At 61.2% G+C, this 24,014-nt stretch carries 17 protein-coding genes and 1 tRNA gene; 8 read left to right on the plus strand and 10 right to left on the minus strand.

Annotated features, from left to right (window positions below):
* Positions 1 to 234 precede the first annotated feature (234 nt).
* Entirely contained in the window at positions 235 to 1,692 is a 1,458-nt protein-coding gene (locus HZB53_18940) for an IS66 family transposase (GenBank protein ID MBI5879727.1), read from the minus strand.
* Positions 1,693 to 1,902: 210 nt separating this feature from the next.
* Here HZB53_18940 and HZB53_18945 point away from each other — a divergent pair, with 210 nt between their 5' ends.
* The 3 genes from HZB53_18945 to HZB53_18955 all read left to right on the plus strand — a co-directional run bounded on the left by HZB53_18945 (position 1,903) and on the right by HZB53_18955 (position 6,033).
* A complete protein-coding gene (locus HZB53_18945) occupies positions 1,903 to 2,514 on the plus strand; it encodes a hypothetical protein (protein ID MBI5879728.1) in 612 nt (203 codons plus the stop codon).
* A gap of 178 nt (positions 2,515 to 2,692) precedes the next feature.
* The gene (locus HZB53_18950) at positions 2,693 to 4,129 is read left to right on the plus strand and encodes a hypothetical protein (GenBank protein ID MBI5879729.1); all 1,437 of its coding nucleotides are present in this window, start codon (positions 2,693 to 2,695) and stop codon (positions 4,127 to 4,129) included.
* Between the two features lie 221 nt (positions 4,130 to 4,350).
* Positions 4,351 to 6,033 carry a sugar ABC transporter permease gene (locus HZB53_18955; protein MBI5879730.1) on the plus strand — a complete coding sequence of 561 codons (1,683 nt, stop codon included), beginning with the start codon at positions 4,351 to 4,353 and terminating at the stop codon, positions 6,031 to 6,033.
* Between the two features lie 580 nt (positions 6,034 to 6,613).
* Here HZB53_18955 and HZB53_18960 read toward each other — a convergent pair.
* The 4 genes from HZB53_18960 to HZB53_18975 form a co-directional block, all read right to left on the minus strand.
* On the minus strand, positions 6,614 to 6,934 hold the full coding sequence (locus HZB53_18960) for a GYD domain-containing protein (GenBank protein ID MBI5879731.1): 321 nt from the start codon (positions 6,932 to 6,934) through the stop codon (positions 6,614 to 6,616).
* Positions 6,935 to 7,130: 196 nt separating this feature from the next.
* Complete coding sequence (locus HZB53_18965; protein ID MBI5879732.1) at positions 7,131 to 8,702, minus strand: long-chain-fatty-acid--CoA ligase; 1,572 nt, start codon at positions 8,700 to 8,702, stop codon at positions 7,131 to 7,133.
* Between the two features lie 48 nt (positions 8,703 to 8,750).
* The gene (locus tag HZB53_18970; protein ID MBI5879733.1) at positions 8,751 to 9,563 is read right to left on the minus strand and encodes a methyltransferase domain-containing protein; all 813 of its coding nucleotides are present in this window, start codon (positions 9,561 to 9,563) and stop codon (positions 8,751 to 8,753) included.
* A 239-nt stretch (positions 9,564 to 9,802) separates the two neighbouring features.
* On the minus strand, positions 9,803 to 10,978 hold the full coding sequence (locus HZB53_18975; GenBank protein MBI5879734.1) for an MFS transporter: 1,176 nt from the start codon (positions 10,976 to 10,978) through the stop codon (positions 9,803 to 9,805).
* 323 nt (positions 10,979 to 11,301) lie between these two features.
* Here HZB53_18975 and HZB53_18980 point away from each other — a divergent pair, with 323 nt between their 5' ends.
* Positions 11,302 to 13,758, plus strand: coding sequence for a helix-turn-helix domain-containing protein (locus tag HZB53_18980; protein ID MBI5879735.1), 2,457 nt, complete (start codon positions 11,302 to 11,304; stop codon positions 13,756 to 13,758).
* Positions 13,759 to 14,034: 276 nt separating this feature from the next.
* Here the strand turns inward: HZB53_18980 and HZB53_18985 are convergent, their stop codons facing one another.
* The 3 genes from HZB53_18985 to HZB53_18995 form a co-directional block, all read right to left on the minus strand.
* Entirely contained in the window at positions 14,035 to 16,662 is a 2,628-nt protein-coding gene (locus tag HZB53_18985) for a tetratricopeptide repeat protein (protein ID MBI5879736.1), read from the minus strand.
* Positions 16,663 to 17,104: 442 nt separating this feature from the next.
* Positions 17,105 to 17,596 carry a hypothetical protein gene (locus HZB53_18990; GenBank protein ID MBI5879737.1) on the minus strand — a complete coding sequence of 164 codons (492 nt, stop codon included), beginning with the start codon at positions 17,594 to 17,596 and terminating at the stop codon, positions 17,105 to 17,107.
* Positions 17,597 to 17,653: 57 nt separating this feature from the next.
* Positions 17,654 to 18,031, minus strand: coding sequence for a transposase (locus HZB53_18995; protein ID MBI5879738.1), 378 nt, complete (start codon positions 18,029 to 18,031; stop codon positions 17,654 to 17,656).
* 30 nt (positions 18,032 to 18,061) lie between these two features.
* Between HZB53_18995 and HZB53_19000 the strand changes: the two genes are divergently transcribed.
* Positions 18,062 to 18,232, plus strand: a complete 171-nt coding sequence (locus tag HZB53_19000; protein ID MBI5879739.1) for a hypothetical protein — start codon at positions 18,062 to 18,064, stop codon at positions 18,230 to 18,232.
* Between the two features lie 700 nt (positions 18,233 to 18,932).
* Here the strand turns inward: HZB53_19000 and HZB53_19005 are convergent.
* Both HZB53_19005 and HZB53_19010 read right to left on the minus strand, forming a co-directional pair.
* Positions 18,933 to 19,004, minus strand: a tRNA-Gly gene (locus HZB53_19005).
* A 99-nt stretch (positions 19,005 to 19,103) separates the two neighbouring features.
* Positions 19,104 to 20,294, minus strand: a complete 1,191-nt coding sequence (locus HZB53_19010; GenBank protein ID MBI5879740.1) for an aminopeptidase P family protein — start codon at positions 20,292 to 20,294, stop codon at positions 19,104 to 19,106.
* 168 nt (positions 20,295 to 20,462) lie between these two features.
* Here HZB53_19010 and HZB53_19015 point away from each other — a divergent pair, with 168 nt between their 5' ends.
* From HZB53_19015 to HZB53_19025, 3 genes are all read left to right on the plus strand, one after another.
* A complete protein-coding gene (locus HZB53_19015; GenBank protein ID MBI5879741.1) occupies positions 20,463 to 22,106 on the plus strand; it encodes a hypothetical protein in 1,644 nt (547 codons plus the stop codon).
* A 68-nt stretch (positions 22,107 to 22,174) separates the two neighbouring features.
* Positions 22,175 to 23,101 carry an ABC transporter permease gene (locus tag HZB53_19020; protein ID MBI5879742.1) on the plus strand — a complete coding sequence of 309 codons (927 nt, stop codon included), beginning with the start codon at positions 22,175 to 22,177 and terminating at the stop codon, positions 23,099 to 23,101.
* Positions 23,102 to 23,118: 17 nt separating this feature from the next.
* A complete protein-coding gene (locus tag HZB53_19025; GenBank protein ID MBI5879743.1) occupies positions 23,119 to 23,973 on the plus strand; it encodes an ABC transporter permease in 855 nt (284 codons plus the stop codon).
* The last annotated feature ends 41 nt before the right edge of the window (positions 23,974 to 24,014 follow it).

The following is a 24,014-nucleotide window of genomic DNA, read 5'->3' on the forward strand; positions in this document are numbered from 1 at the left end:
AGAATCAACGTAAGGTGGAGGTGCTTCAGAGCAGGGAGGCTGCGATATCCGCATGGACAAGAAGAGCAACGCTTTGGCACACCACTTGTTCTCATTGAATACTGGCGTGGCATGGTGCTGCCGGACCGATGGGTGTAGAATAGGGCACGACTTGACTAGGGTGGCGGATGGTTCGGAACTTAGGATTCGCCGTATTTGTTTACCGGGTAGGGTGCGTGTGCATACCGCCAGTCATCAAGGAGACGATGAGGCAGATGCGGTACCCACGCCAAGCACAGGCAGCCGTGCCGGGTTAGTGGCTTGCTCGGCGGGCCGCACGGGCGGATCCGTGTCGGAGCCGCACAGGTCAAGCAGCACGGCGCCCGCCGTCTGTAACACCTGGCGCGTTTGGTCAATGAAGTCCAAGCCTTGCTTTTCGCAGGTGCGGATGACACTGCTTAACACGCTGTGCGCCGTGGCACCCGCCTGGCTGCGATTGCAGCCATTGGTCTTGCGAATAATCACAGCGGGTCGCAACTCCCGCTCGGCGGCGTTGTTCGTCGGTGCCACCTCCGCCACATACAGGAAGGTGAACAGGTGCTCACGCTGTTTGCGCAGCAGTTTGGCAAAGCACGCCGTGTCGGGCTGGCGGTAGTGGCGCTCCAGCAGGCGGTCCAAGGCCGCCTCCAGCTTGCCGCAGGCCACACGGTAGCCGTGCGGACTGAGGCGGGCTTGTCGCGCTTTGAGCGTGATGCCCCCGCGCAGCAGCCGCGCGAGCTGCTGACTGAACTGCACGGTAGTGCGGTTGCCGCTTTCCAGCAAGGCGCCGCAGCGTTTGAGCAAGTGCCCAGCGCATTTGGCTTTGACATAGCCCAACGGGTCGTAGGCCAGGAAGCAGTCGCTGACCAGCACCCCGGCAAAGTCCGTGCCGAGGATGGACTCGACCACCGCATGCCCACGGCTGGGGTCGATCAGGTAGACGCTCAACTGCTCATTGGTAAAGACCCACAGCCAGGCGCTGTGCCCGCCGATTTTCCAGCCCGTCTCGTCGACATGGATCACGCTACTCTGGCGCAGTTGCACGAGCAACCGCCGATAGCTGGGCTGCCACTGCTGGGCCAGCCGCTGATCGGCGCGCGCGAAGCTCGAGCGGTTGGCTGGCAGCCCAAAGCTGCGCTGGCAGAAGCGCGCCACCTTGCCATACGAGACGCCCAGGACGTGCTTCAGTTCGGCGCCCAGCGCCAGTACGTTCGGCCCCAACTGCACAGCCGCACCGCCGAGCGCATCGGAGGTTTGCTCGGAATGGCGACCCTGCACGCGGCGGGCACATTGCTCACAATGTCCGATATGCACGTTGAACTGCGTGACCACTGGCTTGACCGGGCGCGGAATGTCTTCCTGGTATTGTGGCTGTACCTCGTCTTCCTGCACCGGGCCGCCGCAATGCGGACACGCGTCCGGCAGGGAGGCTTCCAATTCGCGGTCGATGTGGCTGGGCTTGGCGCGATGCGCCGCCGGATGACCCGCTTTCCGACCCGGCTTCTTCGGCTCGGCTTTGGGTGCGCCTTTGGCGAACGGCGTCGCCTGGCGTTTGCTGCGCCGCTGGGCGTCATCCAGTTGCTGTTCCAACTCGGCAATGCGCGCTGCTTGTTGGGCGATCGTCGCCTCCAACCGCACGATCGTCGCAGCCTGCTGCCTGACCAGCGCCTGCAATTCAGCCAGCTGCTTCGTCAACCCGTCCATTGTCATCACACAGCCACCATACACCATTCGTCAGCCAACTGCAATCCGACTTCTGTCCAATTGACACCTTGTTCTCAGCTTGTCTGACCCGGTAAACAACTACGATTCGCCAAACCCAGCCACAAACGAATGAGCTACATAGAACCGCCCACAACTCAGATCGTAAAACGCGAGGAAAGCATGGGACGCGGAACGAAAACCTGTCTGGGTTGCGGGGTGGTAGTGGTGCTGGTCACTTGTGTGGTGTGCGCTGTGGCGTCGGCGGCCACCCCGGTCGTCGCTTCGCTCGTCGTGTCGGGCCTGACCGCCAACTTGGCGGGCAGCGTCGACCCGGTGAAGGCCAAACAGGTCGGGACGCAGATCGCGGACTACACGTTGCCGCCAAGACACGCGGAGCAAGTGGGCGTGGACGTTTGGGCCTTGCAGATGGTTGTTATCACGCCGAATGTTTTCGACACGAATCTCAATCGGAATGACGGCTACGTCATTAACCTGCTGGCGACGAAGTTGCCGGTGGACAGCGCGCAACTCGAACAACAGATGCTCGACGCGCTGCTGGAACAGACGAAGGCGAGGGGCGTCGCGTGGCAGAAGGTGGGCGAGCACCCGGTAACCATCCGGGGTAAGTCGGCGACGCTGAGCGTGCTAGAAGACGATCCCCGGCATCCAACCATCCGCGCTGCGAGCGGCACGTTCCAGGGTAAGAACGGCCAGACGCTCGTGCAGATCATTAGCACGGCAGATTTGTGGAATTGGAGGGTCGTGGAGAGTTTCCTGGGATCCATTCGGTGAAGTGTTTGACCGCGTTTGGCATGAAGGCGAGAGCTGGGGCGTAAGGAGAATTCGCCATACATGATGCTGGTGACGTGCTTCGCTTCGTGGCCTTCCGCGAAGCGCGGCAATTGCGTCTGACCTGGGAACGGGCGTATACCCGCCGTGGCAACGCAGGCATTGCAAACTGGAGGTGCGCATGTCATTCGCCAGAGCATGTCTCGGGGCATTACTTGCGCTGGTTCTGTTAGCGCCGGCCATTCTTTGGCAGCCGGCGGCGTATGCCGGGCCTGGGCACGGGGTTGTGAATATCGGCGACGACGGTGCGCACCGTGCGCCGCTTTCGCCGGACGCTAACCCAATCAGTTACTTTGGTTTCTCCCCACTCGTCATCCGTTTGACGGGCACGACCAATCCCTATTTCTACATTCAGACCGACAACACGATAACCTCAGCCTACATCACGCTCACCAATGGCAGCACCCTGTCGCTCATCGCTGCTGGTAGCGGGTACTTTTACAACACTCTGACACATGCGCAGGCTGTCTACGGTTACACGGCCGCAGATTACAACCACAACTTTGTCGGTTTTCTCAACGTCTTCCAGGGCGCAACCAAGGCGGGCCAGTACAATCTCTTCATCAACATTCTGGACAGCCAGATACCGTCAGTCGTGCCGCACATCGTCAGCGTGCAGGCCCAGCAGACTCCGCATGTCGTAAACCTCTATCTCCCCGCGCTATACCCTGCCACGATGGACGACGCGATTGTCGCTACCGCGTTCTATCAGGACTATGCCGACAACTACGATTTCCTCAACATCATCTACACGCCCCAGCACTTCGCTAACCGCTTTCACTACGCGACCCGTAACACCGTGTCCGGCATCGGGCTGGGATTGTTCGACAACGATGCATCATATGGCGTCCCAGCCACTCACCGGTTGCGTGGTATTTCGGTCTATCCGATCGTGGACTACTTCGACATGGCCGAGCGTGCCTCGCTGCACGAACTGGGCCATCAGTGGATCAACTTTCTGACGGTGCCCAAGCTTCAGGGTGTCACGCCACACTGGCCGGTCTCGTCGCTCGACTATGGGATGATGGGCTGGCAATGCTGCGGCAACCCACAGGGGCTGGATTGGCCCTACCAGCTAACCCCGCTTGGCGGTGGCGACTATCAATGCAATTACGCGGGCAACAGCCTGACATATAACAGCATGGAACTCTATCTCATGGGCCTAGTGCCCAGTTCGGAAGCAGGTTCATATGTGGTATTCACTAATCAGAACCAGAGTTGCGGCACAACCCTGAGCGGCCCGGTGCAAACAGTCACATCCGCCGACGTCATTGCCCAGCATGGAGTGCGCTCGCCCGCATGGCCGTCGGCACAGTCGAAATTCCGAGTGGCGACCGTCGTCGTCAGCCAGTCATTCCTCAGTGCCGACGAGATGGCTTTCCTCGACTACTTTGCGGCGCGCGGCAGTCTGACGATTCCGCTTGGCTATACGTCCGGCTTTGCAGTGGGTACGACCTGGCCGTTCTACCTGGCCACCGGCGGCCGCGGGTGTCTAGTCACTACCATTGACTTCACGGGTGGCTGCTATCGGCTAGAGCTGCCGCTAATACGCAGGTGAACAGTCATCAGTGTCTACTCCGTCGTGCCCGAATGTGCGCCCACCAACGACTTTACCGTACGGACTGCATAAGTCATGCAATAATGTTGCGGATGACCTGCGCGAGTTGGCCAGCTCAGTGAGAAAGGCTCTCTATTCTTAAATTCCGTCTTTACAATCAGTGCGGAAAATGGGAGAATACCGTCGGCGCACAGGGGACCAATTCATAAAGGCGGTGTACCGTGAATTCGAACATCACGTCCGCTTTACCAGTGAATAGCACGATTCCGCGCGCGGCCCGCATCCTACTGGCGCTGGCGCTGCTGGCCCCCGCACTGTTCTGCGGGTTAGCCAACCTGCTCCTGCCGACCCTCGCAACGTTCAATCTGAGCCTGCAAAAGGCGTCGCTCACCGCCGCCGACCAGTTTGTGGGCCTGGATAATTACGCGGCGCTTGCCCAGTCGCCGCTCTTTGGCAGCGCCTCCAGCTTCACGCTTGCGCTCATCGTCACACGGCTGATGGCCGTCGCGCTGGCGCCTATCGTGCTTGCGTTGGCCGCACAGCAGTTGGGCACGCCGGCGCGCATCGGGCTGCGCCTGGCTTTCACGGTGCCGCTTGCGCTGTTCGCGCCGGTTTCACTAGCGCTCCGTTGGCGGCTGGCGCTGCTACCCAATACCGGCTGGCTGGCGCCGCTGCTCGGCCCAGGATCGCCGCTCAACCTGGGCTCTTCGGCGGCGGGTGTCGTCCTCCTGATTGACGGGCTGCAGACACTGGCGCTTGCGTGCGGCATCGGCCTCGTCGTCTTTCTGCCGGCGCTGCGGGCGGTGCAAGCCCGCGCCGCATTGGTCGTCTGCTGGCTAATCGGACTGCTGGCTGCCGCCGCCTATGCGCTCCAGGAATTTGTCGGCAGCTACGTGCTGACCAACGGCCGCCCCACGAACACCACCTTGACGTTTGCGCTGTACCAGTACAATCAGGCTTTCCGCTTCCTGCAGTTTGGTGTCGCGGCGACGCTGGCGTCGCTGACGTTGATCGCGCTGGCCATCTTGGGAATCACGGCCGGCGTGCTCGTGGCGGCCACCGGGTTGCAGATCGGTTTCGGATCGGAGAGTAGCGGCACGCGTCCCGCTTCGCGCGCGCCGGGAGTTGTTTGGCTGTGGCTGCTGGCGGCGCTCGGCGGGCTGGGGCTGTGCACTGTCAGCCTCGTACCGCAGTGGGGCGCGCTCAATGCATCGGCTGCACTGCCGCCCGGATTCGCGCTCGAACGGCTGCTGCCCAACACGCTGGTGCCCGTGCTGGCAGCGCTGGCCGTTCAAATTCCGGTGGCCTACGCCGGGGCGCTCGCCATCGGCGCATTGCGCCCCCTCGGCCGGCACAGCGAATGGCTCTTGCTCCTGTTCAGTCCCTGGCTGTTCGTGACAAGCGGGCCGCTCAGCCTCGCGGCGTTCCAGGGCCTGCGTAGCGCGGGCACGTTCAACAGCGTCGCCGCGCTTGGGTCGCCGCTCCTCATTAGCGTACCGGCGTTGTTTGTGTTTACCCTCTTTTTCAAAGGGCAGGCACGCCAATGGCAGCGCGCGCGCGCCGCGGGCCAGGGGGCGCTCGCGGCGTTTGCCATGCAAATGCTTCTGCCATCCCTGCCGCTGGTCATCGGTGCCGCGGCGGTGCTCGCGCTAGCCGGAGTCCAGGAACTGTTATGGCCGCTGGTTGCCGCCAGTGACCCCAAGTTGAGCACCGTCAACGTCGCGCTGGTGCAGCTGGCGAGCAGCTTCAGCCTGTCGTCGCCCACGCTGGAGGCCGCCATCAATGCGTTTGCCCTGCCAGTCTTTCTGGCCTTCTTCGTGGTCTTCGCCGCGCTGCAGGGATTCTATCTCGAGCGGCTGGTGATCAATCGTTCCACGGAAATGGATCCCGCCGCGGCGCAGTAAGTCGCTTCCGCGCGTGTCCAGGCCGGCAGGGGCAAGCTCTGCACCTACCTCGCTGATCGAGCAGTCATTCCCGCGCCAGCGGGAATCCAGCCGAAGCGCGTACCCAGATGCGGCACGAATTGACGCGGTAACCAGCGGCCCTCCAGACTCCACGGTTGCGGGTTCGAGTCCTGCCTCTTCCTCAAGTTGGAGCGAGGTTGGCAAGAGGATAGTGAAAGTTGGAGGCAGTACCACGGAGTGTCCTTCAGACTACAGGTCTTATGTCGATTGAACACTTGAATAATGTTTCTCGATGAGGCAATGCGTTGTGCAATTCTAATTGTCGTTAAGGTGTCCATCAATACGCCACAATTCATCACTGAAACCCCGCCGAGACTTGCGCGACGATCAGGTTCTCGCCATGCTGGTGCCGCCCTTGCTCGCCGAAGAAAGGAGTAGCCGCTACTGTGTAGAATGGTCTGGTCATGCCCATAATCTAGCAATCGTTCACCGGTGTTTCCCACCGCCTCGACGGTCTGCCAGAGCGAACTAAAAAAGCCTTCGGAATTTCGAAGGCTTTTCGTATCGACTGCACCAACGGTTATTGCCCCGGCGGGCGGTAGGAAGGATGCTTCTTGACGGCCTCATCCACTTCCTCTGTTGTCATGAGTAGCGTTGTCTTTGTGCCAGCCCCTCCGGCGGCGCCGACGGTCAAAGCGACAGCTGCCATACTTATGCTATCTGGCATGTCGAGGATGATAAACACGTCAGTTTCTCCAAACGCGTAGTAGATGGATTCGACCTTGCCCCCGCCGGATTGGACCAATTTTTCAATCGCCGCTCGTCGGCCTGAGCCGCCATCTTTGAGCAGCCCCTTTGCGCCCTCGACGCTGTACTTGCCTTCGAGTAGGAATTTCGCCATTTGACTCTCCTTTAACAGGTTGGAGATGTACGCTCACGTTGGGCGCACATTGGTTTGGCAATCACTTGGTTCGGCAACTGACTCAGACGAGCAGCCTCAATGGTTGATTCTGCATTACGATCGCTTCTCGAATCGTTAGGCCTCACGACGGTTTAAAGCTACAACTGGCAGGGCTGCCGGCGCGGGTGCACCGCGCTTATTGCTTCGTAATTGCGCTCCGTCCGCCCCGCAGGACATACTTCTGGATCTTACCTGTCGCGGTCTTTGGTAGTTCGTTCACAAAGGTGATGCCTTGAGGCACTTTGAAATGCGCCAGATGCTCGCGTGCAAACGCTTTCAACTCGCTATCGCTCACGGACGCGCCGGGGCGCAGTATGACGAATGCCTGTGGCGCTTCACCCCATTTCTCATGCGGCATGCCCACAATCGCCACTTCCTGCACCGCCGGATGGCGCAACAGCACCCCCTCCACCTCCACTGAGGAGATGTTTTCCCCGCCGCTGATGATGATATCTTTCAAACGGTCACGGATTTCGACATAGCCATCCGGATGCACAACAGCGGCATCGCCGGTGTGAAACCATCCATCGCGCATCGCCTGCGCCGTAGCCTCAGGGTCGTTGTAGTAGCCCTTCATCACGACATTGCCGCGCACGACAATCTCGCCCGTGGTCTCTGCATCGTGCGGCACTTCTTTCCCGTCTGGATCGACGACCAAGAGTTCGCCCGAGGTGATCAATTCGACGCCCTGCCGGGCCTTGATGACCGCGCGTGCCTGGGGTGAGAGCCGCGTGTCCTCGGGGCGCTCTTCGCAAATGGAAATGAACGGCGACGTTTCCGTCAGTCCATAGACCTGCGTGAGCTCCCAACCGAACTCGCCTTCAATCCGCTCGATGGTTGCGGCTGCGGGCGGCGCGCCGGCGATGAACAGGTGCACGCCCCGCGGCGCCGTGTGGCGTATTTCTTCCGGCGCATTGACGAGGCTGATGAGCACGGTCGGCGACGCGCAACACATGCTGACGCGCTCGCTCTGCATCAGGTCAAAGATCGCGCGCGGCTCGACCCGGCGCAGGCAGATTTGCGCGCCGCCCCGCGCGGCCACAATCCAGACGAACGTCCAGCCGTTGGCGTGGAACATGGGCAGCGTCCACAGGTAGCGATCCTTGAGTGTCATGGGATGATGCACAAGCGTACCCACCACATTCAGGTAGGCGTTGCGATGGGTGATCATCACCCCTTTCGGACGGGACGTGGTGCCGCTGGTGTAGTTGATGGAAATGAGATCGGTCTCGGCGATCGGCGGGTGCTCGAAGGTCGTTGAGGCCGCGGCGAGCATCGATTCGTAGTCGAGCCAGCCCTCCTTTGCCCCTTCCAACGCAACGTACCGTTCGACCTTCGGTAGTTGCGCGCGCATGCCATCCACGGCGGCAAGGTAATCGCTATGCACACAGACGATGCGGGCTCCGCTATGGTTGATGATGTAGACGAAATCATCGGTGCTGAGCCGGTAGTTGATCGGCACCAGGACCGCTCCGATTTGCGGCACCGCATAATAGGATTCAAGGTGGGCATGCGTGTTGGGCGCGATGTAGGCAACGCGGTCACCCGGTTGGATGCCAAAGCGTTGCAGCGTCGACGACCAGCGATCACAGCGCTCGAAGAACTGTGCATAGGTGAATCGCTGAGCGCCATCCACCACGGCTTCGCGCTGCGCATACAAGCGGCGCGCCCGTCGTGCGAATTCCATTGGGGTTAATGCCGTTTCCATGGTTGCATCTCCTCCTCATGTTGTGCCTTTGCAGAGACTCTCGCCCCTTCACGGCTTGCGCCCGCTAACCGCAAGGCCCATGGCCAAACAAAAGAAACGCCCCGCCTGCGCGCGGTCTGCCAGGTCGGCCCACCAGCCAGTCGATTCGTCCGCCGATATAATGCCCGCTTCAGCCGCACGTTCGGCAGACTGTTGCAATAGAAAGATCGGATTGGCCAGAGTCAAATCCGCGAAGATATACGGCACGGTTTCCAGTGCAACGTCCTTCAGCCCCGATGCCTTGAACTGGCCAACCAATTGGCGGCCGCTCCAGCCATTACGATGACTATCGCAGCTATGATTCAATATCCTCCGCGTCAACGCATGATCGGACGCATCGACGATCAGGGTTTCCCAGTCGGGATCAAATACGTAGATTTTCCCTCCCGCTTTGACGACTCGGACCATTTCGGTCAGGGCCTGCTGCGGGTGATCCAGGTGCTGGAAGACCCGGTCAGCCCGACAGCCATCAAAGGTATTATCCGCAAAATCGAGGCGGTACGTGTAGCCGACGCAAAACTCAAGCGGCAGGTTTGCGCCCACCGCCCGCTTGCGCGCTTCCTCGATCATCGTCTCGCTGCTGTCCAGACCAACGACACGGCCGCTCATCCCGACAATCTGCGCAAGCGCTCGCGCATCATCACCCGCGCCACACCCGATATCCAGGAAATGCGCGCCACTACGAGCATCCAGCAAAGCAAAGCTCCGCTGCTTGTATGCTTGAGTCACCTCCAGTCCAGTCATCGAATCCAAATAGTTCACATGGTAGTTCGGGTCGGCTGCACGGTCGACGTTGGTGAAGTCCTGGATTTGAGGCGACATGTTTGCGCTCCTTTGTCTGGAACCCGTTGAGGGTCAGTCATCGGCTGTGGAACATGTGAGGATATTCTACTTGCGTTTTCGGCCCTGTCCAGTACCTGTCGGATGGGTCGATGCCTTCACCGAGCGCATCGCAGGTCGCAGCGGGCGCACGTCCCAGTCTCCGTATCATGCCGGCGGCGTCCCAGTAATGCGTGTTCACCTGTATTTTGCCATCTTTCATTCGTCAGATCGTTGAACTGCTATGGCGAACGGGATGCTGCTTTCCGTTCCAGTACGCGGAAGAGGATGAGCGCCGCAATACAGACGAACATGGCTCCCGCACCGAAGTAGATTGGTGCTGCCGGATCGCGTGTCACGTCGCGTGACATGCCCGAGAACGGCGTGACAGCCGCCTGCAACCCGTATGTGATCGTGTAGAAGACGCCCATGGCGGTTGACCGCGCATGCGGTTGCACGACGGACGGGACCAGCGCCATGATGTTGCCAACCGGAATGCCGACAATCAGGCCCCAGGCAATGAGCGGAGCGACCTGGCCCAGGCTGGGCGGAATGACCAGCATCAGCAAGCCGCTGGCCAGGAAGCTGCCCAGCATGACCAGATTGGGATGGCCGATGCGCTGCGCCACAATGCCGCCCAGTTGAACTGATGGAATGGTCAGCCACATGGCAACACTGATCAATGCCCCGGCATCGGCGAGACTGTAGCCGCTGGCGGTCAGATACGATGGCCCAAAGCTTGAGAAGGTGCTGTACCCGACATTTATCAGTGCCCAGATTAGCCCGGCTAGCACGATTAGCGCCAAATCGCGCGTGCCCAACCGGTAGCGAGCCGCCGGGTTGGTTGCAGGCATGGCACTGGCTGATGGGTTCCGATACGCGACCAGCATGAACAAGAGCGATGCGGCGCACATGGCGGCCGCCATGATCATCACCATCTGCCATGACATGATGGTTGCCATTGGTCCCAACAGGACGAGTCCCAGGCTGACACCGACGGGGAAGCTGCTCATGGCGAGTGCCATCGCGGCCACCATCTCGCGTCCGGAAAACCAGTCGATCACCATCTTGGTCAGCAGCACACTCAGCAACATGCTGCCCGCGCCGCTAATCAATCGACCGATCGCCAACATGCCGAAGTCGTTGCCAATGCCCATCAGCACGCCGCCTGCGGTCATCATGCCGAGCGACACCAGGGTGATCTGCTTGTCGCCAAAGCGACGGCCCAGCATGGCGCCGGGAATCGCCAGGATCAGGCCGGGCAGGTTGCCGAGCCCGAGCAGCGTGCCGAGCTGCGTGAAGTCGATGCCGAGATCGCGCACAATGAGCGGTGCAAGTGAGCCGAGCGTCTGGCCCTGAAAGCCGATTACGATGCGGACGGTGAAGATCACGGCCAGCATCAGCCAACGGTTTCCCAAGCGTGTGCCTCCTGACGTTTCGGAGCCGTGATCAAATAAATTGTTTGCCATCCAACCCTCGGTTGTCTTTGACCACCAACGCAATAGAATGTAAATTACCCCCAACAAATCGGACTCGTAAAGTGGCCGACGGGGAATCGCATCATCCTATCCAATTGATGGCTTTCCGGATTCGACCTGTGGCCCTATTTAAACACAATTGAGTAGCCAACGTAAGGCCATTTGTGATAGCCAAAGTGATATGGAAAGGGATAGGCGCGTGGAAGGCGAGCGTCCATCATGCGCCCCACACGGTCTGCGCACAAGCGAGAGGGACATAGACCATGCCGCGACAAGCGTCTGCGCCATCCCAGTCCGATCAGCCGCTTTCCTTCGGCGGGTGGCTTAAGTGGCAGCGCAAAGTGCTCGATTTGACCCAGGACCAACTCGCGCAGCGGGCCGGCTGCGCGCGCGTGACGATACGGAAGATCGAGACCAACGAGATGCGCCCGTCAAGGCAAATGGCCGAGCTTCTGGCCCGTGCGTTGGCCATTTCCGTGACGGAGCGCGCCACCTTCGTGGAATTTGCGCGCGGCGTGCTGACTTTGGAGGAATGGCGTCCGCAGCAGAACGGGCCGATTCCCGCCGCAGACCGTGAGGCGTTTGTGGCGGCTGCGCGCGGTGCGGAATGGGACGAACCGCATTCCGCCTTGGCTTCGATAGATCGCCCAACCCACAATAATCTGCCAATGCAACTGACCTCTTTCATCGGGCGCGAGTCCGAGATAGTAGAGGTGCGTCGCCTGTTGGCCGAAACCCGTCTGCTGACGCTCATGGGTGCGGGTGGCGTTGGCAAAACGCGCCTGACCCTGCAGGTCGCCGCCGAGGAGCTCGGGACTTACAGTGATGGCGTCTGGCTGGCCGAACTGGCGCCGCTGGCCGATCCCGCACTGATCGCCAGCACGATCGCATCCGCCGTCGGCGTCCGCGAGGAACCAAACCGCCCGATACTGGCCACCCTCGGCGACCACTTCCGCGACAGTTGCGCACTGATCGTGCTGGACAACTGCGAGCACCTCATCGCTGACGCTGCGCAAGTCTGCGATAACTTGCTGCACGCCGCGCCGCGCCTCACGATCATCGCCACCAGCCGCGAGGCGCTCGGCATCGGCGGTGAGACGGCATACCGTGTGCCGTCCCTTGACATCCCAGCAGACGCGATGCCACTTGACGCGCTCTCGCACGTCGCCTCGGTCAGGCTTTTCACCGAACGCTCGGCGTCGGCCAAGACCGACTTTGCGCTGACAACGGCTAACGCCTCCGCCGTCGCGCAGATCTGTCGCCGTCTCGACGGCATCCCACTCGCTATCGAACTGGCAGCCGCGCGGGTGCGCAGCATGACCGCCGAGCAAATCGCGGCGCGCTTGGATGACCGCTTCCGAATCCTGACTGGCGGCAGCCGCACCGCCCTGCCGCGCCAGCAGACCCTGCGCGCGCTGATTGACTGGAGTTACCGCCTGCTGACCGAGCCGGAGAAGACGCTGTTGAGCCGCCTCTCGGTCTTCGCCGGCGGCTGGACGCTGGAAGCGGCGGAGAGCGTGTGCTCAGGGCACGGACTCGAAGCGCAAAACATCCTCGACTTGCTGACGCACCTGGTGGACCGCTCACTGGTCGTGCTCGATGAGAGCAGTGACGAGCCACGCTACCAGATGCTGGAAACGATCCGCCAGTTTGCCCGCGAGGCGCTGGCCGGCACCGAAGAGGGTTCGAGGATCCGCGATGTTCATCTCAGGTATTATGTTACCTTGCTCGAGACGGCGGCAGATGCGTGGTTCGGTCAAAAGATTCCCCAGCGCAGCACACTTAGCCGTGTCCGCCAAGAATTGGACAACCTACGCGGAGCGTTGACCTGGGCAACAAACAGCAATGTCGAACTTGGCTTGCAGTTGGCAAGTGTGTTCAACGGGGCATGGCATCATCTTGGTTACGGCAACGAAATATATGAGTGGAACTGCGATTTCCTGCAGCGAAGCGCCAAGGATGCAACGCCGGCGCGCGCGTGGGCACTCGCCTATCTCGGGTGGTATGAGTCCGCGTTTCTCGATGATGTTGAACAAAGTCTTTCCCATTATCGCGACAGCATTGCGATTTGGATCGCGCTTGGCGATCAACGCGGACTTGCCCTTTCATTGCTCTCCTCTTCGACAGCGCTAGTCGTCACAGACCCAATTCAGGCACACAACCATGTAGCGGAAGGACTGCGGCTGGCAGAAGCCATTGGAGATCCCATCCTGATTGCAACCGCACATTTGCGAATGGGGGAATTGTGGAGACAACAGGGTGACGATGCGCGTGCCGAGAAGCATTACCAACGTAGCCTCAACTTGTCCAGGTCAACACATGCCGAACTTCGCGTCGGTACGATATTGAATACGCTCGCATTCATCGCCTTGCACCGAAACGACCTGAGGCTTGCGAGGATGTATATTTTGGAGGCGCTATCTCATATAGCCGGAATGGACTTGCCAGGCATCGTTGCTGATTCACTTACGGCATTGGCAGGTGTCTCCGCGTTGCAGCAGGAGACCCTCGTTTCGGCCAGATTGTTTGGCGCGACCGCGGCAATCTTTGAGCGCACAAATACGCGCCGGCAGCGGATCGACCGCGCCGACTTCGACCGCTACCTCGCCCTCGCCCGATCGCAAGCCGATCCCTCCGCCTTCGAAGCCGCTTTCGCCACTGGCCGCGCCATGTCCTACGACGAAGCCATCGCCTACGCCATGGAGGTGCTGCATGGCTAATCGCCTGCCTGGCGTAGAGGCATTTGTGATAGCTGTGGTGGCATGGTCTGTCAATACTCACTTTTGTCGATAGACGCGCAGGACGGATTGCAGTATCGTCGCTCCTTCGGTGCTACATTCCACACTGAGAGCGATCTGTGAGCAACCGCTCAGCCGTAGAATGCTGACGTATGCGAACAGTCGTTAGCGCACGCGCTCGTCTCTGGGTATGCGGCGCAGGGCGCACCGCTGCCCTCTACGTCCGTGAAGAGGAAAGTGACGGTGCCGGACGGACAATCAGACATCTGAGCCCTCCAACGCCAACGCGATCGCCTGCTCCAGCGTCAGCGCGTGGCCTTCCGACCAGGCCAAGTCGTACACAGAGTCCGGCAGCTGGTGCCGGAGCAGCGTCACGGTCTGTTCGTGTTCGAGCCGATCGACAGGGATCATTTCCGAGTGTAACGCAATGAGCATGGCGTCAATGGCCCCGCACACCCTCGTGGCGACGAGCGTATGTCCCTGCGCAGCGCAAACTGCCGCCAAGGCGGCCAGACATTCTGCCACCGCGCGCATATCTTCGCTTTCGGTGTTAAGAGTGAGGCTCTCCCGAATGAACTCTACGGCCTGTTTATGTTCGGCACGACGTCGGGCAATCTGTCCCAGGCCTCTCAGTGCCTTGGCGAGCAGCATATTCTCGCCGAGTGGCCTGATCACCGTTACCGCTTCCTCATACGCGGCCTGTGCCTGCTCCAAATGACCTTGCACATAGGCAACGTCACCGATAAACTCAAGCGAATTTCCAACCAGATGGACAATGCCCGCTTCCCTCGATATTCGAAGCGCCTCTGACGAGACCGTGTCGGCAAGGTCGTAGTCGCGCAGACCAATGGCCGCCCAAGTCAAGTACCCGAGTGCGTCGGCCGCCAAACGCTCAGAGCCCGTTGCTTTGCTAATTGCCACCGCGTCTTCAAGATAGAAGCGCGCTTCTGCGTAGTTACCTGCGACGGATTGAAGTCCACCTGCAGCAAATAACGCGGATGCGCGTGGGGCCAAGCGTGCCTGTCCATCGACGTGGGCTAGGAACTTGCCAAGACGATCAAGGCCTTCAGCGGGAAAGTAATCCGCCCACAACATGAACAGGTCACCGGCAATCCGCATGCCGGACAGGAGGTCGCCATTCTCAAACGACCAGTCGAGGGCGGTTCGGAAATTGTCAACGTCGGTCCGGGCATTTTCAAACCACGCGGTCTGCTCCAGACCCGGCCAGTTGTCCGAAAACGCGATCGCCTGGCGCAGAAAGTATGCCAAGTGTCGTGCGCGCACTCGTGCGCCGTCGCCGGAGTCGAGCAGTTTCTCGCGGGCGTATTGCCGGATCGTCTCGAGAAGACGATAACGCGCTATGCCATGCACATCGTCTTCCGCGACGAGCGATTTCTCCACTAACCGCGACAGCAGGTCCAGCACCTCGATGGCGTCGATGCCGTCCTCGGAGCAGACACTCTCGGCTGCCTCGAAATACCATCCGCCGGCGAAAACGGACACACGCCGCAGCAATGCCTGCTCCGGCTCCGTCAGCAAGCTGAAACTCCAATCAATCGTGCCGCGCAGGGTTTGCTGGCGCGGCATCGCCGTACGGCTGCCGCCCGTCAGCAGACGGAAGCGGTCGTCGAGACGCGCTGCGATCTGCTCTGCCGTGAACAGTTTGATACGCGCGGCAGCGAGTTCGATAGCGAGCGGGATGCCGTCGAGACGGTGACAGATTTGCACGACGGCGAGCGCGTTGGCGTTCGTCAAGGCAAAGCTGCTCTTCGCTGCCTGCGCCCGTACAGCGAATAGTTGCACGGATGCGACGTGCGATAGTGTGTCCAATGGCAAGGCGTTAGTTGGCACGGGGAGCGAGGGCACGCGGTAGGTCGTTTCGCCCGCGATGCTCAGCGCCTCGCGGCTGGTGACGATGATTTTTATGCGCGGTGCAGCACGCAACAGGCTGTCGCACACCATCGCGGCGTCGGCGATGAGGTGCTCGCAGTTGTCCAGCACGAGGAGCACAGTCTTCGAGCGGAAATGGTCGCTCAGAGCGGCCAGCATCGGACGGTTTGGCTCCTCGCGTACGCCCACGGCTGAGGCAATTGTGTTCGGGATAAGGGCTGGATCAGCCAGCGGCGCCAATTCCACAAACCACACGCCGTCAGGTATTTTAGCGACTTCCTCGGTGGCGGCTTGCAGGGCAAGACGTGTCTTGCCGATGCCACCCGCACCAATGAGCGTCAGTAGGCGCGTGCCACTGACCAAGCGGCGCACCTCGGCGACTTCCGCGTCACGCCCGATGAAGGAGGTCAGCTGCGTTGGCAGGTTGTTGGGATGATCGGCGGTCTTGAGCGGCGGGAAGTCGGCAGGCAGACCCTGTGCAACGACCTGGAACAGATGCTCCGGAGCGGCCAAGCCTTTGAGGCGGTGAATGCCGAGGTCGTTCAGGCTGATGCTCAGTGGCAGATCGCGCCCGACCAGATCGGCCACGTCCTGCGACATCAGCACCTGCCCGCCGGACGCGCCGGCCATGATGCGCTGGACGCGCACCAGCGCCATGTAGCCCTCGTAGTCGCCATCGGGGCGGGCGGTTGCACTGCCAGTGTGGAGACCCATGCGCACACGGATGATGACATCGCCCCACGGCTCAGTGTGCAGTGCGTGCTGGGCGTCGAGCGCCGCCATGAGCGCGTCGGGCGCGGTGTGGAACGCGGCGCAGAACGCATCGCCGATGACCTGGAAGACATAGCCGCCGTGCGGCTTGATGGCGCTTTGGACGATGGCGTGGTGACGCGCTTTGGCGCTGGGCCACGTGGCGGGAAACTGCTGCGCGAGGCGGGTGCTGCCTTCGATGTCGGTGAAGAGGAACGTGACGGTGCCGGTCGGCGGGATCGGCATGGCTCCCTCCTGCGGCCAGTGATGTTGCGGTTCGTCTCTTTGCTGCGGATTATACCCATTCGCCTGACTCGGTGCAACCATTGGCCCACGCGAATTGCGCAAATGCCCGTGGCTTAGATCCCGGCACTGCGTGCACATCCCCCATCCTTGCGAAGGTGCGCCACTCGCATACCAATGCCGATCACCGTAGTCCACGCGCGCAATCACTCTATATGCGCCATCGCTCGCAGGCCAGCCGTCACTAGCCAATTGAGAGCCGGGAGCGTTTCGCCGATGGACGCAGTATTCTCGTGGGCGTTGAGCTTGGACGTCGCAGGAAATGCTGCGCTCCCAGTTCGCATTTGCGGGCCGTAATATCATCAAAATGGCTCGCATCCGCTCTGAGCAGTATACCTATGCCTGGCGAGTACAATGCCATTGCCTCTCAGCTGGGCTTTGGCCATCAGGTCGCATAGGTAGGCGCGTCAGCAAACCGCTTGAAAACGGCACAGGGTCCTTTTGCGATGTCGATGTTTAGCTGGGATGTCTGAAAACTCGGCCAGCGCCACAGTTCACGGCGTATAGCCGCTAGCGCGTCAACGAAGGTTGGTAAGGGTTTGGCATACCAGGCTGTCTGGCGCGTGAGCACCTTGCCGCGTTGAGCCAAGCCGTGCGCGAGCACGGTAGTCAAAGAGAACAAACCGAACAACGCCGGTGTGGTGCGCGCGATGGCGTTGTCAGACCATTGGCGCTGTGTCTCAACGCCCAGGTGTTCGCGCACTTCGCGATGAGTAACTTCGACTTGCCTGCGTTGAATGAACCATTGAACGATTTGCTGCGCGCCGGCCTGCTGATCGGTGCACAGCAAGGCTTGTGTTTTGAACTTATGCAACGGGTCGCGCACAATCACCCAGCGAATCGGCAGCGCCGGCAGGCCGCAGTGATACCAGAGCACCGTGCCCGTCGTGATTTCAATGATCCGTTTGGCTTCACCATATGAGCAACTTACGACCTAGCGCTCCCAGTGCGTCTTGGACTTGGCCTCCACCTGCTCTAGCGTTGGCAAGCGTTTGCCTTTCTGACGCGGACGCCCCGTTTGGCCCTTGCGGCGTGGCGGCGCAGGCTCATACAAGGCGGCATCCATGCGAAAGCGCACGACCATCGTGATCGGATTTGCCACTTGCGTCATGCGCCACAGCAATTCAAGCGCGGCATAGCTACTATCGGCTACAAATACGAGCGGGCGCTCCGGCAGCCAACGGCGCACTTGCAAGAGCGTCTGCCGCATCCAGTTGGTCGGGGTGCATCGCAACAAACGAGTACTGCGCGGGTTCCGCTTGCGTGTTTTCCTCGCTGTCAGGTGAGCGAGAGTGTGATTTAATGCTGACAGTCAACGAAAACACCCCCACAGGAGGAACCGATGACCGACATACTCTGGATGGTGGACGAGGACAAGCGCCGCGAGATCTGCCCGACCCGGGAGGATTCAATGCATGCACTGCCACGGCGGAGGTCGGTGATATCGCGGCTGGGCGGCTTCGTGGTCGCCGCCGTGCTGGCCGTGATCGTGGTGCCCTGCACATGTTACTGATGTAGGCGGCTGTGCTGACGAGCGCCGAGTCAGTCACATGTTGTCCGGCGCTCACCGCTGGAACTGGTCACTCGGTTGTTTGCAGATCAGAATACCGTTGGAGCACCACTCGCGTCAATCCGTGTTGCCTGGCAGTCAACCGTGTTTCAAGAATGAGACGTGAATAGGGCGGAGAGAATGACGCCTACGTCAGAGGTAACTTGGGGATCTTGTTGCCTGGCAGGCAATGACCACCCGTGGGCGACGGGTTGAGTTCGGGGGATGATCCCCGCCGGTTTCAACGAGTTAGCACTGATTGATTCCATACAGCGTCCTGGTGCGCGCGCAGTTGCGAACGCATGGATGCGAGTGTCTTTGTGTGTCTTGGACGCGACGTTAGCCCGCGCGCAGTTGCAAGCAGGGGATGTGGCAAGGAGCCTTGGCCATCAAAGCGCTTGCTCGATGTTCGTTAGGGCAGGCCACGCGTGTGCTCGCGACGGCGGAATTGTCACGAGCGCGGCGATGCCCCACTTGGGAAGTGAGAATGTCGTCCATTGTGCGACAGGGAGACGCTCCATTGCGATAGGCGCAAATCCGCTATTACGATGCATGAGAATACACGGCTGGTGATCTTCTCACGTACAGGAAGACGGTGAGCGGCGGGTTAGTGCGCAGGGGCAAAAAGAAAACCGACCATTTCTGGCCGGTTTTCGCGAATCTGAGCGGGTGAAGAGGTTCGAACTCTCGGTCTTCTCCTTGGCAAGGAGACGCTTTACCACTAAGCTACACCCGCGCGTGCGCCAACTATACTACCGCATTTACGCGTGCCCGTCAAATTGAATTTCCGTGACCCAGCACCCGGAGTTTCAGGCCGGTCGGGCCCATCCGCGTTTCACCCGCCGGCGCGAAGCACAAAATCCGTGTGGTTCAATCGCTCGGCGCCGGTCGCCGTGATCAGGAAACCGTCTTCGATTCGCAGGCCGCCCCATGGCGCATTGAAAAGCGGGATGTCGATCGAGATGATCATGTTCTCCGCCAGTTCGTTCGCGCTGCTCGGGCCGAAAATCGGCGGCTCGAACTCGATCACACCGACGCTGTGCAGGCCAGAGTATGGAAAGTATTGCGCCATGCCGGCGTCCGCGACGACGCGTCGGCCTAGCGCCTCGACGTCGCGGCCCTTCGCGCCGGGGCGCATCGCGGCGAAGCTCGCTTCCTGTGCGCGGCAGGCGACACTCACCGCCTGCTCGATCTCCACGCCGACGTGGCTGACCAACACCGGACGGCCGATCGCGGCGTGATAACCTTCGTAGCGCGGTGCCACGGTCAGCAGCACCAGATCGGGCGACTCGATACGGCGAAAGGTCGAACGGGCCAGGATGGGGCGCGAGTTGGGGCCGGACGCGACGATGGTATCGATGCCGGTGCCCTCGGCGCCGGCGCGACGCATGGCGCTCTCCGCTTCGGCGGCCACCTCGCGCTCGGTGACGCCCGCACGAATCGCTGTGACGGCCGCGGCAATCCCCAGCTCGGCGATCTGGTACGCATGCCGGATGACGGCAACCTCGGCAGGCGATTTCTGCGCGCGCAGAGCGCACATCGCGTTTTCGATGTCGACCCATTCGGCGCCGGGCAGTGCCGCGCGCAGGCTTGCCGCGAAATCGGCGCCCATCAGGCCTTTGCCTGCGACCCCGATGCGTCGGATCGCCCCCGTATTGTCGGTCGCTTCGCGCGCGACGCGGGCGAATTCGATGATCTGCGAATAGGGGTAGTCCTCGTCGGGGTGCGCAAACTCGCGCAGCACGCGCACGTCGCGCAGTTTGCCAATCTGGATAGCGTACTGATCACTCTCGGGCCCGCAAAGGAGAATTGGTTCGCCAGCCGGACGAACCAGTACGCACATCGGCTCGAAGTGCACCGGCACATCGGCCAGCCAGCGTGCATGCGCCGGGCCGAATACAGCGCGGTCGTCAGCGTAGGCCAGCACCAAGTCAAGCTCGCGTTCGCGCATCAGCGCCTGCACCTGCGCCCAGCGGCGCGGGTATTCGTCATCAGGAATGTGTGGTTTGGTGTCGGAGAATGGCATGGCAACCTTTCGCGGGTACGTCCACTGCTGTGTAATAACACATTATAGCATCGCATCGTCGCGCGCGCTTGCGGTCGCTCGGCTGTTTGACAAGCAATGGACTAGTTTCTATACTCTCACCATTCACGCTGGCGACTGCTCTTCGTTATACCCCCTAAAGGAGGAGTTATGAAGCTGAAGATCTATCTTGTGCTTGCGATGTTAGTTGCAACTACCTGGCTGCTGGGCGCGTGCGGCCCATCGCCCGCGGCCGAGCCAACCAAAGCGGCAGGCGCAACCTCGGCGCCGCCCGTGGCCGCGCCGGTCAAGGGCGGCGCCGTCACCATCGGTCTCGATTCCGAGCCGCCGACGATGGACCCGCATGCGTCGCCCTCCGCCGTCACGTTTTACATTTCTGCATCCATGGGCGAAAGCCTGCTCTACCTGACGGCGGATCGCCAACTCAAACCGTGGCTTGCCGAGTCATGGGAAGTCACCGATGGCGGCAAGACATACACGTTCAAATTGCGCAAAGACGCTAAGTTCCAGGACGGGACCGCGCTCGACGCCAAGGCGATTAAGTGGAACTTCGACCGCATTGCCGATCCGAAATACAAGGCCGGCTCCGCGCTGACCTACTTGCAGGGCTATGTGAGCGCGGACGCCGTCGACGACTACACCGTGCGCGTGAATTTCAAGGCCGGCAATGCGCCGTTCCTGACCTACGTGGCCAGCCCGGTGCTGATGTTCGTCTCGCCGACCGCCACACAGGCGCAGGGCGACAAGGTGAACCAGGCGCCGGTCATGAGCGGACCGTACAAGATCGACGAGTGGGTCTCGAAGCAGCAGATCACTCTCAGCCGCTGGGACGGATATACCCGCAAGACGCCTTACTCCGATCACGATGGCGCGGGCTACCTGGATAAAGTAATCTGGAAGTTCATCCCCGAACCCGGTACGCGCATGGCGACGTTCGAATCGGGCGAGACGCAGGTCGTTGCGACCATTCCGGCGCAGGACCTGGCGCGGCTCTCGGCGTCCAAAGACTACACGATTGCCAGCAAGGCGTGGGTCGGTCTGCCGCGCATCTGGGCACTGAATGTAACATTGCCACCCACGGACGATCTGAAGGTGCGCCAAGCGATCAACTACGGCGTTGACAAGGACGCGATTGTCAATTCGATCTACAAGGGCATTGGCACGAAGGCGTACGCGCCCCTGACGATGGCGATGCTCGACGATCCGGCGCTGCGCGCCTTCTATCCGTACGACGTGAACAAGGCCAAGCAGTTGCTCGATCAGGCCGGCTGGAACACGGTCGGCGCGGACGGCATCCGCACGAAGGGCGGCAAGCGCCTGGAAGTCGTGCTCAACTCGATCGACTCCGGCGCCGGACCCGACCAGATCAACGTACTGGTGCAAGGCCAGTTGCGCTTGATCGGCATGGACGTCAAGCTGAAGGCGCAGGCGCGCGCGCCGTGGTACGAGGACAACTATCGCTGCGCGACCAATGGGCCGATCCTGTTCCTGCGCGACGGCGACTGGAACGGCTTGAACGCCTTCTTCTCATCGGCACTGGTCGGCAGCAACTTCAACTTCGCGTGCATCAAGGACGCGGAGATCGACAAAGCGCTGGAGCAGGGGCGCGCCGAAAGCGATCCGGTCAAGCGCAAGGCGCTGTACCTCGAACTGGAGAAGAAACTGCTGGACCAGGCGCTGACGGTTCCGCTGGTTGATGAGCTTTCCGTGTGGGCGCTGCGCGCGAATGTCAGCGGCTTGAAGTTCAACGGCTTTACCTACCCGATGATCAACGACCTGTCCATGAAGAAGTAGACCAAGCCAAACGGCATCAGAACGCCGGGCACGGCGCATGCTGTGCCCGGCGTTCTGTGAGGCAAAGTATGTACGCGTATCTCGCGCGGCGGTTGCTGTCCACGGTCCCTGTGCTGCTGGCCGTTTCGTTGCTCGTCTTCTCCATGTTGCATCTGGTGCCCGGCGACCCGGTCAAGCTGATGTTGAGCGAGTTTCAGACCTCGCCGGAGCAGATCGAGCGCCTGCGCGCCCAGTTGCACTTTGATGAGCCGTTGCCCAACCAGTTTGGGCGCTTCCTGTTCGGCGCATTGCAGGGCGATCTGGGCATCTCGATCCGCACCCGCAGGCCGGTGTCGGCCGAGATCATGGACAACCTGCCGTCCACGCTGCAACTGACGCTGGCGGGCCTGCTGGTCGCCGGGGTGACCGGCACGACGCTCGGCATCCTGGCGGCGGTGCGGCACCGCACCTGGGCCGACGCCGCCCTGATGCTGATCGCGTTGCTGGGCGTGTCAATGCCCAGTTTCTGGCTCGGGCTCCTGTTCATCTTCCTGTTTTCGCTTAACCTTCGGTGGTTTCCGGCGACAGGCGGCGGCGAACTACGCCATCTCGTGCTGCCAGCGCTGACGCTGGGACTGGGCGCGTCGGCCATCCTGGCGCGGCTGACGCGTTCCAGCATGCTCGAAGTCATGCGGCAAGAGTACATCACAACGGCGCGGGCCAAAGGCGTGCGCGAGTTCCTCGTCATCGCCAGGCACGCGCTCAAGAACGCGCTGATTCCGATGGTGACGGTCTTTGGACTGCAGTTCGGCCAGTTGATGGCGGGCGCGGTCGTGATCGAGACCGTGTTTAGCCGGCCCGGCATCGGGCGGCTCATCGTCGACGCGATCCTGACCAAAGACTTTCCGCTCGTGCAGGGCATCGTGCTGGTGGTGGCGACGTCATATGTCATGGTCAATCTGATGGTCGACATGATCTACGCGTACCTCGATCCGCGCATCCGGTACAACACATGACGACTGAGTCTGTGGTGATGACGCCGTCGGCGGTCGCGCGCCCGTGGGAATTCGCGCGGCGGCTGTGGGCGGGGCGCGGTGCGCGGGTCGGCTTTGCGGTGCTGGCGCTGCTCGCGTTCCTGGCGGTGGCTGCGCCGGTCATCGCGCCGTATGACCCCATTCAAATTGCGATAGCGCCGCCGCTGCAACCGCCCGGCGCGGCGCACTGGTTCGGTGTCGACCAGTTCGGCCGCGATGTCTTTAGCCGCGTCGTCTTCGGCGCGCAGGTGTCGCTCGCCATCGGGCTGATCTCGGTCGCCATTGCATCCGTCATCGGCGTCACCGTCGGGTTGATTTCGGGGTATTACAGCGGATGGGTGGACATTGTGCTCATGCGCGTGATCGACGTGATGCTCGCGTTTCCGGGCATTCTGCTGGCGCTTGCGATTGTCAGCATGCTCGGTCCCAGCCTCAACAACCTGATGATCGCCGTCGGGGTGTCGGCCATTCCGACCTATGCACGGCTGACGCGCGGCTCGGTGCTGGCGGCGCGCGAGAACCTGTACGTCGACGCTGCGCGCTCGGTCGGCGTGCCGGACGGCCGCATCATGATCTTGCACATCTTCCCTAACATCGTCGCGCCGCTCATCGTCGCCGCGACGCTGGGCGTCGGCTCGGCAATTCTCTCGGCTGCGGCGCTGAGCTTTCTGGGTCTCGGCAGCCAGCCGCCCACCCCTGAATGGGGCCGGATGCTGAGCGAAGGCCGCCAGTACCTGCGCGACCAGTGGTGGATTTCCACGTTTCCCGGGCTGATCATTATGCTGTCGGTGCTGGCGATGAACCTGCTCGGCGACGGCATGCGCGACGCGCTCGACCCGCGACTGAAGAACTGACGGCGCGAAATACAAACCTCAACACAAAGACATAAAGGCAC

It is taken from the genome of Chloroflexota bacterium, assembly GCA_016235055.1.
Classification (GTDB): domain Bacteria; phylum Chloroflexota; class Anaerolineae; order JACRMK01; family JACRMK01; genus JACRMK01.